The organism is Pelagibius sp. (assembly GCF_028289705.1).
Taxonomy (GTDB): Bacteria; Pseudomonadota; Alphaproteobacteria; order Kiloniellales; family Kiloniellaceae; genus Pelagibius.
Map to the genome: position 1 here is coordinate 1 of NZ_JANQOI010000047.1, position 14,098 is coordinate 14,098.

At 67.1% G+C, this 14,098-nt stretch carries 13 protein-coding genes; 3 read left to right on the plus strand and 10 right to left on the minus strand.

Going from position 1 to position 14,098, the window contains the following annotated elements; genetic code table 11:
• The 4 genes from Q0996_RS05930 to Q0996_RS05945 all read right to left on the minus strand — a co-directional run.
• Positions 1 to 553, minus strand: a 553-nt coding sequence (locus Q0996_RS05930) for a glutamate synthase-related protein (RefSeq protein WP_299616882.1), incomplete at its 3' end; no start/stop codon positions are given.
• Entirely contained in the window at positions 537 to 1,274 is a 738-nt protein-coding gene (locus tag Q0996_RS05935) for a protein glxC (RefSeq protein ID WP_299616883.1), read from the minus strand. The genes Q0996_RS05930 and Q0996_RS05935, both read right to left, overlap by 17 nt.
• Complete coding sequence (locus Q0996_RS05940; protein WP_299616884.1) at positions 1,271 to 2,191, minus strand: glutamine amidotransferase family protein; 921 nt, start codon at positions 2,189 to 2,191, stop codon at positions 1,271 to 1,273. Before Q0996_RS05940 ends, Q0996_RS05935 begins: the two co-directional genes overlap by 4 nt.
• Before the next feature lie 324 nt (positions 2,192 to 2,515).
• The gene (locus Q0996_RS05945; RefSeq protein ID WP_299616885.1) at positions 2,516 to 3,166 is read right to left on the minus strand and encodes an XRE family transcriptional regulator; all 651 of its coding nucleotides are present in this window, start codon (positions 3,164 to 3,166) and stop codon (positions 2,516 to 2,518) included.
• A gap of 230 nt (positions 3,167 to 3,396) precedes the next feature.
• Between Q0996_RS05945 and Q0996_RS05950 the strand changes: the two genes are divergently transcribed.
• Positions 3,397 to 4,446, plus strand: a complete 1,050-nt coding sequence (locus tag Q0996_RS05950; RefSeq protein WP_299616886.1) for an aromatic ring-hydroxylating dioxygenase subunit alpha — start codon at positions 3,397 to 3,399, stop codon at positions 4,444 to 4,446.
• 3 nt (positions 4,447 to 4,449) lie between these two features.
• On the opposite strand, the gene Q0996_RS05955 is transcribed toward Q0996_RS05950, so the two are convergent.
• From Q0996_RS05955 to Q0996_RS05975, 5 genes are read right to left on the minus strand one after another with little or no spacing between them, the layout of a single operon-like run.
• Entirely contained in the window at positions 4,450 to 4,842 is a 393-nt protein-coding gene (locus tag Q0996_RS05955; RefSeq protein WP_299616887.1) for a RidA family protein, read from the minus strand.
• A gap of 35 nt (positions 4,843 to 4,877) precedes the next feature.
• Positions 4,878 to 5,378: a sarcosine oxidase subunit gamma family protein gene (locus tag Q0996_RS05960; RefSeq protein WP_299616888.1), complete on the minus strand. Its 501-nt coding sequence runs from the start codon at positions 5,376 to 5,378 to the stop codon at positions 4,878 to 4,880.
• A 1-nt stretch (position 5,379) separates the two neighbouring features.
• Entirely contained in the window at positions 5,380 to 8,325 is a 2,946-nt protein-coding gene (locus Q0996_RS05965; protein WP_299616889.1) for a sarcosine oxidase subunit alpha family protein, read from the minus strand.
• Positions 8,312 to 8,575 (minus strand): sarcosine oxidase subunit delta, encoded by a 264-nt coding sequence (locus Q0996_RS05970; protein ID WP_299616890.1) that lies wholly within the window; start codon positions 8,573 to 8,575, stop codon positions 8,312 to 8,314. The genes Q0996_RS05965 and Q0996_RS05970 overlap by 14 nt, the downstream gene beginning before the upstream one ends.
• A gap of 14 nt (positions 8,576 to 8,589) precedes the next feature.
• Positions 8,590 to 9,840, minus strand: a complete 1,251-nt coding sequence (locus Q0996_RS05975) for an FAD-dependent oxidoreductase (RefSeq protein ID WP_299616891.1) — start codon at positions 9,838 to 9,840, stop codon at positions 8,590 to 8,592.
• A gap of 140 nt (positions 9,841 to 9,980) precedes the next feature.
• Between Q0996_RS05975 and Q0996_RS05980 the strand changes: the two genes are divergently transcribed.
• Both Q0996_RS05980 and Q0996_RS05985 read left to right on the plus strand, forming a co-directional pair.
• The gene (locus tag Q0996_RS05980; protein WP_299616892.1) at positions 9,981 to 10,889 is read left to right on the plus strand and encodes a LysR substrate-binding domain-containing protein; all 909 of its coding nucleotides are present in this window, start codon (positions 9,981 to 9,983) and stop codon (positions 10,887 to 10,889) included.
• Positions 10,890 to 10,982: 93 nt separating this feature from the next.
• Positions 10,983 to 11,837 (plus strand): peptidoglycan-binding protein, encoded by an 855-nt coding sequence (locus Q0996_RS05985; protein ID WP_299616893.1) that lies wholly within the window; start codon positions 10,983 to 10,985, stop codon positions 11,835 to 11,837.
• A 765-nt stretch (positions 11,838 to 12,602) separates the two neighbouring features.
• On the opposite strand, the gene Q0996_RS05990 is transcribed toward Q0996_RS05985, so the two are convergent.
• Positions 12,603 to 14,045, minus strand: coding sequence for an MmgE/PrpD family protein (locus Q0996_RS05990; protein ID WP_299616894.1), 1,443 nt, complete (start codon positions 14,043 to 14,045; stop codon positions 12,603 to 12,605).
• Positions 14,046 to 14,098 lie beyond the last annotated feature (53 nt).

Consider the following 14,098-nt stretch of genomic DNA (forward strand, 5'->3'; position numbering starts at 1 on the left):
GGCCCAGCAGCATGCCGCCGCCACCGGGCTTGGCGCCTTGGCCCACCACCACCTCGATGGCATCGGCCTTGCGCAGGTCGTCCGGATTCATGCCATAGCGCGACGGCAGGTATTGATAGACAAGGTATTTCGAAGAAAGCCGTTCCTCCGGCGTCATGCCGCCGTCGCCGGTGGTGGTGGAGGTATTCATGGCGCTGGCGCCGCGGCCGAGCGCTTCCTTGGCGTTGGCCGAGAGGGCGCCGAAGCTCATGCCGGCGATGGTCACCGGCGTATCGAGGTGCAGCGGCGTCTTGGCATGGCGGGTGCCCAGCCAGACGTCTGTGCCGCAGCGTTCGCGGTAGCCCTCCAGGGGATAGCGGGAGACGGAGGCGCCGAGAAATAGCAGGTCGTCGAAATGCGGCACCGGGCGCTTGGCCCCGAAGCCGCGGATTGCGTAGATCCCGGTGGCCGCGGCTTTCTGAATGTCGTGGATGACCGCCCGGTCGAACAGAGCCGACTCGCGTAAGTGGGCGGGCGCCGCCACCCCGGTCTCGCTCTCAGTAGGCGCCGGCATTGTCCACCTCGAAGTGATAGAGCCGCCGGGCCGAGCCGTAGCGGCGGAAGGACACCGGGTCGACATCGCCGAAGCCGGCGCGCGCAAGCAGCACCGCCACCTCGGCCAGGTGTTCGTCCCGCATCTCCTTTTCGACGCAGTCGGCCCCCAGGCTTTTCACGGTGCCGGCGACGTAGAGCCGGGCCTCGTAGATCGAATCCCCAAGGGCATCGCCGGCATCGCCGCAAACCAGCAGACGGCCGCTCTGGGCCATGAAGGCGCTCATGTGGCCGACGCTGCCGCCAACCACAATGTCGGCGCCCTTCAACGAGATCGCGCAGCGCGCCGCGGCGTTACCGTCGATCACCAGGGTGCCGCCATGGGCCGAGGCACCGGCCGACTGGCTGGCATTGCCGTGGACGGTGACCTGGCCCGACATCATGTTCTCGGCGACCCCGGTGCCGGCATTGCCCATCACGGCAATCTGCGCGGCCTTGTTCATGCCGGCGCAGTAGTAGCCGACGTGTCCTTCCACCGTGACCGCCAAGGGCGCATTCAGGCCCACGGCGACGGCATGGGCGCCGTTCGGATTGACCACCCGGAAGGCGCCGTCGTCGGTTCCGTGCAGCAGACTGTTGAGCGCACGGACCCCGCCCTCGGCAAGGTCGACCAAGGTCGCATCGGCCTGTTCGGTTGTGTTTTGACCGGGTATAGCCCGATTGGGCGTAGGCGCGACCGTCATGCGGCCTGCCGTCTGCCGTCATGCGGGCTGTGGCTCCAGGCATGGACCACCCCGGGTTCCGGCTCCCAGATCCTGGCGCTCTCCACGCCCGGCAGCGCGGCGATGGCCCGGAATTCGGAGGCCATGGCGACCCATTGATCGGTTTCCGCCAGCACCGCCGGTTTACAGGCGATGGGATCGCGCAGGATCGCCAGACCGTCCGCCGTCGCCACCGCGAAGGTGTAGAAGCCGTCGAGCTCCTTCAGCCCGGCCTCCAGCGCCTCCGCCAGCGAGGCCCCTTCGGACAGTCGCGCGCTGACGAAGGCAGCGGCGACCTCGCTGTCGTTTGCCGTCTCGAAGCGGATCCCGTTGACGATCAGGCCGCGCCGCAGGCGGTTGTGGTTGGAGAGGGAGCCGTTGTGCACCAGGCACTGATCGGGGGCCGTCGCGAAGGGATGGGAGCCCTCGGTGACCACCGCCGATTCGGTGGCCATGCGGGTATGGGCCAGCGCATGACTGCCGGTCATTTCCGCAAGGCCGAAGCGGGCCGCCACCGCGTCGGGATCGCCCCTGCCCTTGAAGATCTGCATCCGCTTGCCGTAGCTGAGGACCACCAGACCCGGATGATGGAGGGCCAGCCAGTCGCGCGCCGGACCGGCCGCGCCGTCGATCTGGAAAACACCGTGATCGCCGACCGGCCGGCAGCCTACCGCCGTGCCGATCGCCGCGCCCATCTGCGCGGCGATCTCCGGCCAGGCCGCCTCGCCGGAACGGTCCAGCACCACGAGGGTCTCGCCATTGCGCGCCGGCCCATAGACCGCAAAGCCGGCGCTGTCCGGCCCGCGCTCGCGCATCTCGTGCAGCATCGCCGCGGTCAGACGCCCCAGCCGGCTCTCAAGGGCCGGGTCTTTCAGAAACAAGCCGACGATACCGCACATGCCGCCCAAGGCCCTTTCGCGCAACGTAATTCAGCAGACCGAGAGTCTAGGGCAGGCGGTCCAGTGGATCAATAGCAAGAATATTTGTTTCCTAGCAGGAAACACAAAGATCTCAGAGCTTGACCCGAAACGAGGCGCTGTCCGTCAAGGGGCTCCCGCGCTTCGGCCTCGTAGACCGTCATTGCCGGACTTGTTCCGGCAATCCATCGAGGTTCGGGTCTCGCTCTTTCCATGGACCCTCGGGACAAGCCCGAGGGTGACCATATGGGGAGGGATGGCGCTGGCAAATCATTGAAATCAAATCACTCATTTCCGATCATACTCTCAGGTCTTCGGATAGATGATCACCGAGAGAAACTGGATCGGAAAGCGGATCAGGTCTTCCGGGCCGTGGGGGGCGGCGGGATCGAACAGCAGGGAATCGCCGGGCCGCAGCTCCCAGACCTTGTCGCCATGGCGGTAGCCGACGCGGCCCTTCAGCATGTAGATGAACTCCAGGCCGTCGTGCTGGAAGGTCGGAAAGGTGTCCGAGCTGTCGGTCAGGGTGATCAGATAGGGCTCGACGCTCACCGGCGCCGAAGGTGCATGGCCGAGAAGCTGATACTGGTGCCCGGCCCGGGTGCCGCGGCGCTCGATCTTCAAGCCTCGGCCGGAGCGCACGAAGGAAACGTCGCGCTTCTCTTCGAAGCCGGCGAAGAGCGCGGTCACCGGCACGCTCAAGGCGCCGGCCAGCGCCTGCAGGGTGGACAGCGACGGCGATGTCCCACCGTTCTCGATCTTCGAGAGCATGCCCGCCGAGAGCCCGGCTTGGCGGGCCAGTTCGTGAATGGTCATGCCGAGCTTCTTGCGCAGGTCGTTCACCTGGCGGCCGATGGCCCCTTCCAGGGAGTTGGCCTGCGACTGGCTGACGCGATGGGGGTCTTGCGACAGCGGCGCGGCAGGGCCCGCCGCTTTTCTCGCTCCTTGCTTCTCCACCCTGGTCTTCCCCGCACTGCGTCTGATTCGGTCGGCATTGTCACACCTTCCCCCGGCCATCGCCAGAGATCCCGCCGAACACCCGGTCGACTCATTAGTTATATTTATAATTCTAATTATCGCTTTGGAATTGATTGTCCGGGCCGATGAAGGCAGGGTTCGCCGAGGTTGGGCAGGCGGCGCCTGGCGGCTTCAGGCATCTTCACAGAGAACAAAAACAGGCGGGATCGATGGAGGGATTCTTACGCAACGCGTGGTACGTGGCGGGATGGAGCCACGAGGTCGGCCACGCCTTGAAAGCGGTCAGAATCCTCGGCGACGAGATCGTCCTCTACCGGACGGAGGACGGCCGGCCCGTCGCGCTGGAGGACGCCTGTCCCCACCGCAAGCTGCCGCTCTCCGCCGGACGGCTGATCGGCGACACCGTGGAATGCGGCTATCACGGCCTCACCTTCGACTGCAGCGGCGCCTGCGTGCGCGCGCCGACCCAGGAGGCCATGATCCCGCCGCGCGCCCTGGTGCACAGCTACCCCGTCGCCGACCGCTGGGACCTGCTGTGGATCTGGATGGGCGATCCGGCGCTGGCGGACGAAAACGAGATCTACGAGATCGAGAACTTCGACAATCCCGCCTGGGGCAAGACCGACGGCGGGGCCATGGACATCGCCTGCAACTATCTCTACATCGTCGACAACCTCCTGGACCCCTCCCACGTCGCCTGGGTCCACATGACCTCCTTCGCCGGCGCCGGCACCGAAGGGACGCCGCTGCAGATCGACGCCTTCGACGACGGCGTGCTGGTCTGGCGCTGGATCGAGGACCGCCCGGTCCCGCCCTACTATGCCGACCTGACGAAGTTCGAGGGGAACTGCGACCGCAAGCAGCACTACGAGTGCCGCTTTCCGGCCATCGCCATCAACAGGTCGATCTTCGCGCCGGCGGGCACCGGCGGGCCCGACAGGCCGCTGCACGAGAAGACCTTCGTCAACATCTCCTACAACTTCATGACGCCCATCGACGCGGAGAACACCCGCTACTACTGGTTCCAGCACCGCAACAGCGACCCGGACGACAAGGCGATCTCCGCCTACATGCTGGCCGGCGCGGAGATGGCCTTCAAGGAAGACCGCGACGTGCTGGAGAAGGTGCAAAGGGGCATGGCCAATCCCAGGACCCCGGCCATCAACCTGGGCCTCGACGCCGGCGCCATGCGCTTCCGGCGGATGCTCGACCGGCGCATCGAAGCCGAGCAGCAGAAAACCGAAACGGCGGCGGAGTAGGGTTTAGTCGATGACGCCCATGGCGTCGATCTCCACCAGGAAGGCGGGATCGGCGAGGCCCTGGACGACGACGCCGGTGCTGCAGTGGTGCACGCCTTCGAACCACTCGTTGATCGCCGCATAGACGGCGGGGCGGTAGGCGATGTCGGTCACATAGACCGTCAGCTTGCAGATGTCCTTCAGGGTGCCGCCGGCCTCCTCCACAAACTGCTTGATGTTGCGGCAGGCCTGGTGGGCCTGCTGGCCGGGATCGCCAGGGCCGATGAGTTGGCCGTCGAGATCGACGCCGACCTGCCCCTGCAGGAAGAGGAAATCCCCGCTGGCCCGGATCGCCTTGGAGTAGGTCGCCCTGGCGTGATAGCGGGTCTCGTACGTGTGGATGTGCTGCTTGGGCATGGCCGTGCTCCCTGCTCCCCCGTTGATGCGACGCCTCAGAATGCCACGACGCGGTTCAGATAGTCCTCGGTCATATCGCCGAGACTGCGGTCCACGGCAAGCTCGAAGCCGTCGCCGCGCCGGACAACTAGTGCCTTCAGCCCGAAGGCCTCGGTGAAGGCCGAACCCTTGGCCGGAAAGACCGAGGCGTGCAGATCCAGAGGCGAGGCCACGGCCATCACCTCCGCCGCCTCGGCGCCCGAGATCTCGAAGAAGGCATATGCGTCGGAGACCAGGACGAGGCTGATCTCCGGCGGCAGCGGATCTTTGTGCAATCCGGCCAGGAGGGCGTCTTCCTCGGCGATGGGCGCGCGCAGCAGCCAGTGCTCCGGGCCCAGCCAGTAGACCGCGCGATCGCCCGCCTCGGCAGCGGTGTTGGGCGCATCGGGCAGCGCAAGGTCAAGGCCGGCGAGCAAGGCCGCGATCTGCCTTGCCTCCCCCCTCATGTCGACCAGGGCCGAAAGGTCCTGGCGACGGATGGTCACCGCGTAGCTCATCTCAGCTTCTCAACAGCTTGCCATCGGGGTCGTGGAAGCAGGGCGCAACGACCTTGGCCGGCACCACCTCGTCCTTCAGGCGGACGTGCACCCGCTCCCCCATGCGCTGCCGCCCATCGGCCAGCAGGCCCAGGGCGACGGAGCGGTTCTGCACGACGCTCCAGACGCTGGCGCTGACGAAGCCCTCGGAGGCTTCGCGCCGGCCGCCGGGGGTGAGCGGCGCGCCCTCGGTCACCAGCCGTCCGGGGTCTTCGGTGAGCAGGCCCACCAGCTCGCGCCGCGCGGCCTCACGGGAGCGCCGGATGGCGACGGCTCGCTTGCCGATGTAGTCGTCCTTCTTCTTCGACATGATCCAGCCCATGCCGAGGTCGTAGGGGTCGGCGGTGCCGTCCACCTCGTGGCCCAGGGACAAGAAACCCTTTTCGACCCGCAGCACGTGGTTGGCCTCGGAGCCGATTGGGATCAGGCCGAAGGGCTCCCCCACCGCCATGATCCGCTGCCAGAGCGCGGCCAGATGGCGGCTCTTCACATTGATCTCGAAACTCAGCTCGCCGGTGAAGCTGACCCGGCAGACCCGTGCGGCGAAGTCCGCGACCCGGCCGTCGCGCAGGGCCATGAAGGGAAAGGCCTCCGGCGCCAAGTCGATGTCGGTCCCCAGGGCCTCCATGACCTCGCGCGCCCGGGGCCCGCAGACCGTGGCGTTGGCCCACTGGGAGGTCACCGGCGTGATCCGCACCTGCCAGTCCGGCCGCTCCACCCGCAGCAGGTGTTCCATGTGTCGGTAGACCTCCTCGGCATGGGCGGTGGAGGTCGACATCAGATAGTGGTGCTCGCCGAGCTTGAAGGTCACGCCGTCGTCCAGGATCAGGCCGTCGTCGCTCAGCATCAGCCCGTAGCGGCCGTTGCCGGCCTTCAGGCTGGCGAAGAGGTTGGTGTAAAGCAGGTCGAGGAGCTTCGGAGCATCGCGCCCCTTGATCTCGAACTTGCCCAGAGGCGAGCCGTCGTAGACTGCCACGCCACGGCGCACCGCCAGGGCCTCCCGGTTCACGCTCTCCTGGAAGCCCTCGTCGGGCAGCGGGTAGTAGCCGGGGCGCCGCCAGCGCGCGCCGGCCTCGTACATCACCGCGCCCTGGCGCTTGTTCCACTCGGTGACCGGGGTGTGGCGGTAAGGCAGCACCACCGTTTCCTCCCGCGCCCCGGCCAGGGCACCGAAGTCGACAGGCACGTAGGGCGAGCGGAAGGTGGTGGTGCCGACCGCCTGGAGCGGCAGTCCCTGCTGTGCGGCGATGGTGCCGATGACGTTGATGTTGCCGGTCTTGCCCTGGTCGATCCCCATGCCCGCGGTGGTGTAGCGTTTGGCATGCTCGACGGCGCCGAAGCCCTCGCGGATGGCGAGTTGGATGTCGCTCACCGTCACGTCGTGCTGGATGTCGAGAAAGGCCTTGGCGGAGGGGCTGTCCTGGGGCACGTGCCACAGCGCTTCGATGGCGTAGCCGGGACCGCTATCGGCCGCCGGCAGGTCGAGAGGCCTCGCCTCGAAGCCCAGATCCTGCGCGGCCCGCAGCCCTTTCTCCGCGCCGTCGGCGAGCGCCCCGGACAGATCGAAACTTCCCGCCGCCGCCCCGGCACAGACCGCCGGCTGCGCGGCTTCGCCCGGGACGAAGGCGGCGATGGTCTCATCGAACCGCAGGCGCCCGCGCGACTGGGAGAAGAGGTGTACCGTGGGGCTCCAGCCCCCGGACATGCAGATCAGGTCGCAGGCGATGGTCCGGGGGAGACCGCCGGCACGCGGGCGGACATCGGCACCGGCGACGCTACGCGCGCCGCGGGCCCGCTCAATCACATGGCCTTCCAGCACCTCGACACCGGGCAGCAGCGCCTTGGCCTCCTCCGGCACGGTCTCGCGGGAATCGACCACGGCCGCGATCTCGACGCCGCCGGCCCGCAGATCAGCCGCCGCCGCGTAGGCCGAGCTGTTGTTGGTGAAGAGGACGGCGCTGTGCCCCGGGCGCACCGCGTAGCGGTTCACGTAGGTCTGCGCCGCCGAAGCCAGCATGACGCCGGGCCGGTCGTTGTCGGCGAACACCAGACTGCGCTCGATGGCGCCGGTGGCGATCACCACCCGTCCGGCCCGTACCCGCCAGGTGCGCTGGACGACATGGGCCGCCGCCGGCGCGCGCTCGGTGATCAACAGCAGATTGGCTTCGCGGTAGGCCCAGACGACGGCATCGCTGAGGCGGGTGACGTTGGCCATGCTGTCCAACTCGGCCGTCGCCCTGGCCACCCAGTCGAGGGCCGGCACGCCGTCGAGCGTAGAGCTGCGTCCCAGCAGGGAGCCGCCGGGCTCCGGGCCGTCGTCGGCCAGCAGCACCCGGGCTCCGCTGCGCCCGGCGGCCAGCGCCGCCGCCAGTCCCGCCGGTCCCGCTCCCACCACCAGCACGTCGCAGTGGCTGTGCCGGGTCTCGTAGCGCCCCTTGCGGGGATCGGATTGGGGGGCCGCCGCCAGACCCGCCGCGCGGCGGATGTGCGGCTCGAAGAGGTGCCAGTCCGGCCACATGAAGGTCTTGTAGTAGAAGCCCGCCGGCAGCATCCGCGCGACGAACTGGTTCACCGACAGCAGGTCGAAGCCCGGTGAGGGCCAGCAATTGACCGAGCGGGCGTCGAGCCCTTCGCGCAGACGCACCGTTGTGATCGGCTGATTGCCCGCCGCCTCCGCGCCCATCAGCTCGACGAAGCAGGACGGTTCCTCCACCCCGGCGCCGACGATGCCGCGCGGCCGGTGGTACTTGAAGCTGCGGGCGGTGAGGCGCGCGCCATGCGCCAACAAAGCCGAGGCCAGGGTATCCCCCTCGAAGCCCTGGTAGGCGCGCCCGTTGAAGCGGAAGCGAAGCGGGCGCCCACGGTCGACGCGTCCGCCGGCGGCGTTGCGGAACTTACCGCCGGTCATGGCCGTCCTCGTCCAGGATGTCGTGGCTCACCGTGTCGCGGGTGATGGTCACCCACTGGCCGCAGCCGCGCAGATGCCACCACTTCTCGCGCACCGGCCCCATGGGATTGTCCGGCACCGTCAGATGGTCGATCCAGTCCGTGTCGCTGAGGGCCGCCGGGTCCTCCGGGCGGCGTGGCTTTTCCGGGCCGCCGTGGACGAACTCGCTCTCGTTGCGCGGACCGCAGAAGGGGCAGGTGATTTTCAGCATCTCGGGGGCCCTTCCTAGCGCGCGGTGGTGGTGCCGGATTCCAGCACGAAGTCCAGGTGCCGAAAGCGCTCGAGGGAGAAGGGCTCGGTCAGCGGATGCGCTTCGTCCTTGGCCACCAGGTGGGCCAGGGTGAAGCCGCCGGCGGGAATCGCCTTGAAGCCGCCCCACCAGCCGGCGGTGATGTAGAGCCCGGGCACTGCCGTGCGGCTGACGATGGGCGTGGCGTCGTGGGCGATCTCCAGGGAGCCGCCCCATTGGCGCATCAGCTTCAGGCGCTTGAAAGCGGGAAACAGCTCCAGCATCGCCGCCACCGCGTCCTCGAAGACGTTCTGCTTGATGTCGCGGCGGAACGACTGGCCGGGGTCCGGCGCGCCGCCGATCACCAGCTCGCCGCGGTCCGACTGGCTGAGATAGACGCCGATGTCCGGGCAGTTCACCACCACGTCGATCAGCGGCTTCACTGGCTCCGAGACGAAGGCCGTCAGGTTGAAGGTCTTCAGCGGCAGGCGCAGGCCCAGGGTTTCGGTCAGGCTGGTGGTGTGGCCGGAGACCGCCAAGGCCACCTTGCGCGCCTTGACCGTGCCACGGTTGGTCTCCACCCCGGCGATCCGCCCGTCGCTGCCCCGAAGCAGGCTCTTGACCGCGGTGTTCTGATGCATCTCCACGCCATAGGCATCGGCTCCGCGGGCGTAGCCCCAGGCCACGGCGTCGTGACGGCAGACCGCAGCATCGGTGTGGACCATGCCGGCGATGATGGGCAGGCGCGAGTCCGTCCCGCCGCCGGTGAGCGCCGGGATGCGCTGGCGCAACTCCGAGACCGTGATGGGCTCGTAGGTGGAGCCGTAGAGGTCCATGTGCAGCATGCGGCGCTTGATCTCCCGCAGCTTGGGATAGGTCTGCACCACATCGATCATGCTGCGCTTGGAGTACATCAGGTTGTAGTTGAGATCCTTGGTGAGCCCGTCGAAGAGGGCGACCGTCTTCACGTAAAAGGGAATGCTCTCGTCGCGCATATAGTTGGAGCGGATGGTGACCGTGTTGCGCGCCACGTTGCCGCCGCCCAGCCAGCCCTTCTCCAGCACCGCCACGTCGGTGATGCCGTGGTTCTTGGCGAGGTAGTAGGCCGCTGCCAGGCCGTGGCCCCCGGCGCCGACGATGACCACGTCATAGGCGTCCTTCAGGGGCGGGCTGCGCCAGGCCGGCTGCCAGTCCCGGTGATGGGTCAGCGCGTTGCGCGCCAGGCTGAAGACTGAGTAACGCTGCATGCGGTCCGCCGTTGGTTTCATATAGTATGAAGTAAATTTCCCGGCGGAAAATATATGAGTTTCTTATATAGTATGTGCTCCCCGGATCGACCCCCGGATCGACCAGCGAACGGCAGGCGAAGGACAGCGCAGCAACGGCCATGGCGATTACCTTCAGGCAGATCGACGCGTTTCGGGCGGTGATGCTGGCGGGCACCGCCGTCGGCGCGGCCAAGATGCTGGGGGTTTCGCAGCCGGCCATCAGCCGCCTGATCTCCGACCTTGAGCTGGACATCGGCTACGAGCTCTTCGAGCGCGACGGCCGCCGCATCAGCCCGACGCCGGAAGCCCAGCTTCTGATGGAGGAGGTGCGCCGCGCGCTCATCGGCCTGGACCAGATCCGCGGCGCCGCCCTGGAGATCGGCAAAAGCCGCTTCGCGCGCCTGCGCCTGGTCTCCATCCCCTCCGTCGCCTCGACCATCGCCGTCGATCTGATCGATCTCTTCGCCAAGCAGCACCCGGAGACCGCCGTCTCGCTGGAGGTGCAGTCCTCGGACTCGGCGCTGGAGTGGGTGATCTCCCAGCAGTGCGACCTGGGGATCGCTTCGGTGAACCTGGAGAGCCCGGCCATCGCGGCCCGCTCCATCGAGGTCGGCGCCTCGGTCTGCATCCTCCCCAAGGGCCACCGGCTGGCCGGGGCCGGGCAGATCTCGCCGGAGATGCTCGAAGGCGAAAGCTTCATCTCCTTCCGGCCGGACTCCATCTACCGACGGGAAATCGACGCGATCTTTCAGGAGGCCGGCGTGACCCGCAGGCTGACCTACGAGGCGCGTACCACCGACGCGGTCTGCGGCTTGGTGGCCGGCGGCCTGGGGCTTGCCATCGTCGGCCCCCTGGCCATCGCCGGCCCCGCCCAGGCCGAGGCCGGCCGCAACCTGATCGTCCGCCCCTTCGCCCCGGCGCCCTCCGTCGAGCTCTCGGTCATGTGGTCCACCCACCGCTCTTTGTCGGCGCCGGCCAAGGCCTTCCTGGAGATCGTCGAGACCGAGTTCAAGCTGCCGGTCGGGTAAAGCCGGCCCCGGCCGGGCGCGCTTTGCCACTCGCCGAAATTGCATGAGAGCGCAACGCACAAGTGTGGCACACTTCCGCGAGGAGGTGTCGCCATGGATCTCACATCGGCCGTCCGCGCGGCGGCCCCGGATGCACCCAACAAGGTCATCGAAGGACTGGACGCGATCAGGGATCAGATTGCGGCTCAGGGCGCCTTGGACACAGACCTTCGCGCCGCCCACATGATCGGCCAATGCGCACATGAGTCGTTGCGGTTCACGCTTGTAACCGAGTCCCTCTTCTACACCTCGGTCGACAGAGTCATGGCGGTCTTCGGCAGGCACTTCCGCGACCGCGCGCATGCACGACAGTTCCTGCGCAACTCGGCGAAACTGGCCAACCATGTCTATGCCAATCGCATGGGCAACGGCGGACCGCGCTCCGGTGACGGCTTTCGCTTTCGCGGCCGTGGCTATCTGCAACTCACCGGACGGGACAACTACCGCACCTTCGGCAGACGCATCGGCATCGATCTTGAAGCCGATCCGGACAAAGCGGCCGAGCCGACGGCCGCCTGGTTGATCGCGGCCAGCTATCTCGCCAACCGAAAGCGGGGCGGCAAGACGGCCTTTCAGTGGGCGGATGAGAACAACGTCGAGGCGGTGACCAAGATCGTGAACGGCGGCCTGCACGGCCTGGCCGACCGCCGGAACCGCACGGCGCGCGCGCTGGCCGCCCTGCGGGGAGAAAGAACCCTCCCGCAACTCCGGAAGGGGGACGACGGCGACATGGTCGTGCTGCTGCAGCGCGCCCTGGCCGCCAAGGGCTTCCCGCCGGGTGCCCTCGACGGCGATTTCGGCGCGAAGACCGAACGTGCGCTCAAGTCGCTCCAGGCCGCCGCCGGCCTGGGCGCCGACGGTATCGTGGGCAAAAACACCTGGAAGGCGCTCTCGCCCCTGCCGTCCTAGGGCACAAACCAAGATTGCGGCGGGAGGCGGGCGCCAAAGCTTCCCTCCCCCCACCGTCACCCTCGGGCTTGTCCCGAGGGTCCATGGAAAGACCGAGACTCGTTCCCCGATGGATTGCCGGAACAAGTCCGACAATGACGATCGGGGGTGTCGATAGGTGCGGACTTTGGACGGACAAGGCTTCAACTCTAGGCAGGGCCCCGAGCCTCACTGCCGGATTCTGTCCCTTCCCTCAGAGTGGACAGCGACCCTTGAAAACCGCATGTCTCAGTCTGACTCAATTGAGTCATTCAACATTTGGACTTGGATTGACCTTCGATCGTTGATACTTCCCAATTGATGGGTTGGGCCAGTTACCACATTGAGCGCCTCAAGGCTGGCGATACAGTCCAGGTAAGACCGCGCGGCGGATCGATGTCCGGGCGCATCGAATCCGGTCAGCTCTGCACAATTGCACCTGTCGAGCACAGCAGATTAAGAGCCGGAGATATCGTTCTGTGCAAGGTGAAGGGAAGAGAGTACCTCCACATCGTTAAGGCCATTCAAGGCTCAAGATTCCAGATTGGAAACAACCGCGGATTTATCAACGGTTGGGTGGGCAAGAACGCGATATTCGGGATTTGCACGAACATCGATGACTGACACCAGCGTTGGTTGGCTTGGCATGAGTCAATTGTCGCGGCAATGATCTTTAACTCCTGAAGCAGGCACCTCCGCACCGTGGCTGGCCCTCACATCGGGTCCAGCCGCGGGTCGACTGACGAATCAGAAGCCCTGCGTTTCACGGGGCAGAAGCGTCGCGAGCGCAGCGGCGTCCTCAAGCTCGGCCGCACGCCAGGCGGTTTCGATGAGACGGTTCTGCTCCGCCTGCTGGAGGACGCCGTCACAGCAGGAGCGCGCTTTCTGCTCGAGCTCCGCGTCGGTCAGCGGGTTCTCCGGCCCGCCGCGATAGCGCTCATCCGCCCAGCCCGCGACCTCGGCCCCGTCCTTGAGGCGGATGGTGATCCGCGAGCGCATCTTGTCGAAGCCCTGGGCCTCGATCTCGGGATCGAGCCGGGTGCGGATCCGGCGCTGCATGGCCTGCATGGGCTCCGAGGCGACGAAGGGGTCGGAGAACTCGCGCTTCCCGGCCCGGCGCGCCAGCGCGATCATGGCAAGCGCCGCGGGCAGGGAGAATTTGGCTTGCAGGTGGTTTGCCGCCACGGGATAGCGGATCGGTTTGAGGATGTTGCTGCCGGCATGGACCTCCACGCTCTCGATCGCCTCCGGGGCAAGGTTCGCTTCCGTGACCAGACGCAGCATCAGGTCGATGGTCGGATGGGTGAGCACCCCGCATGGATAGGGCTTGATCGAAACGCCAGGCTCCACGATCGACCAGGTCTTGCCGAAGCCCTGTTCCAGTTTCTCGGGGCTCAGGCCGCCCCCGTGAACGGCAAAGAATCCCCAGGGACCGTCCAGGGCCTGGGGATCGGCGGTGTAGCCCCGCGCCGCGAGGAGGGCCGCCGTGACCCCGTTCTCGCAAGCCCGGCCGACATGCAGCGGCTTGGTCATGGTCCCGAAGTTGCAGCGAATGCCGGCAGCGAAGCTCGCCGCGATGCCGAAGCCCCAACGCAGTTTCTCGCCCTCAAGACCCAACAGCTTCGCAGCGGCGACGAAGGCACCGAAGGTCCCAACGGTGCCGCTGGAGTGCATGCCTCTGCCGTAGTGCTGCGGCAGCATCCATTCCGAGATCTTGCATTCGACCTCGAAACCGGTGAGGAAGGCGAGCATGAAGCGCTTGCCGTCGATGCCGCCCAGACGCTGCGCCATCACGAGCGCGGCGGTCAGCGGCGGAATGGTCGGGTGGGTCAGGAGCCCATAGACATGGGCCGGGTCGACGCTGACCTGGCTGTCGTCCCAGTCGTGGGCATGACCGGCTGTCCCCAGCACACGGGCCGCCATGGCGGCGGGCAGTTTGACGTCGTGACCGAGAAGCAGGGCATCGGTACGGCCAGCACTCTCAAGCGCCTCCGCAGCGAGGATCTCAACGGTATGCTCATTGGACCCGGCCACATAGAGGCCGAGACCGTCCAGCAGACAGCGCGAGGCGATGCGAAGCGCCTCGGCAGGGATGTCGCCGAACTCGACGGTCTCGACGAACTCCGCGGCCGCCGCTGTCACAGCGGGCTCCGCAGGCATGGTGGCTTGGGTGTTCTGTGTCACGGACATCGATGACGTTCCTTCTTGCTGGTGTCTTGGGCGCTGTGGTCGGCGCCGCTCCA

Bases quoted from the DNA above. Each gene is read 5' to 3' on its own strand.
- Q0996_RS05935 (WP_299616883.1), bottom strand. From the start codon at position 1,274: ATGACGGTCGCGCCTACGCCCAATCGGGCTATACCCGGTCAAAACACA.
- Q0996_RS05940 (WP_299616884.1), bottom strand. From the start codon at position 2,191: ATGTGCGGTATCGTCGGCTTGTTTCTGAAAGACCCGGCCCTTGAGAGC.
- Q0996_RS05950 (WP_299616886.1), top strand. From the start codon at position 3,397: ATGGAGGGATTCTTACGCAACGCGTGGTACGTGGCGGGATGGAGCCAC.
- Q0996_RS05955 (WP_299616887.1), bottom strand. From the start codon at position 4,842: ATGCCCAAGCAGCACATCCACACGTACGAGACCCGCTATCACGCCAGG.
- Q0996_RS05960 (WP_299616888.1), bottom strand. From the start codon at position 5,378: ATGAGCTACGCGGTGACCATCCGTCGCCAGGACCTTTCGGCCCTGGTC.
- Q0996_RS05965 (WP_299616889.1), bottom strand. From the start codon at position 8,325: ATGACCGGCGGTAAGTTCCGCAACGCCGCCGGCGGACGCGTCGACCGT.
- Q0996_RS05970 (WP_299616890.1), bottom strand. From the start codon at position 8,575: ATGCTGAAAATCACCTGCCCCTTCTGCGGTCCGCGCAACGAGAGCGAG.
- Q0996_RS05975 (WP_299616891.1), bottom strand. From the start codon at position 9,840: ATGCAGCGTTACTCAGTCTTCAGCCTGGCGCGCAACGCGCTGACCCAT.
- Q0996_RS05980 (WP_299616892.1), top strand. From the start codon at position 9,981: ATGGCGATTACCTTCAGGCAGATCGACGCGTTTCGGGCGGTGATGCTG.
- Q0996_RS05985 (WP_299616893.1), top strand. From the start codon at position 10,983: ATGGATCTCACATCGGCCGTCCGCGCGGCGGCCCCGGATGCACCCAAC.
- Q0996_RS05990 (WP_299616894.1), bottom strand. From the start codon at position 14,045: ATGTCCGTGACACAGAACACCCAAGCCACCATGCCTGCGGAGCCCGCT.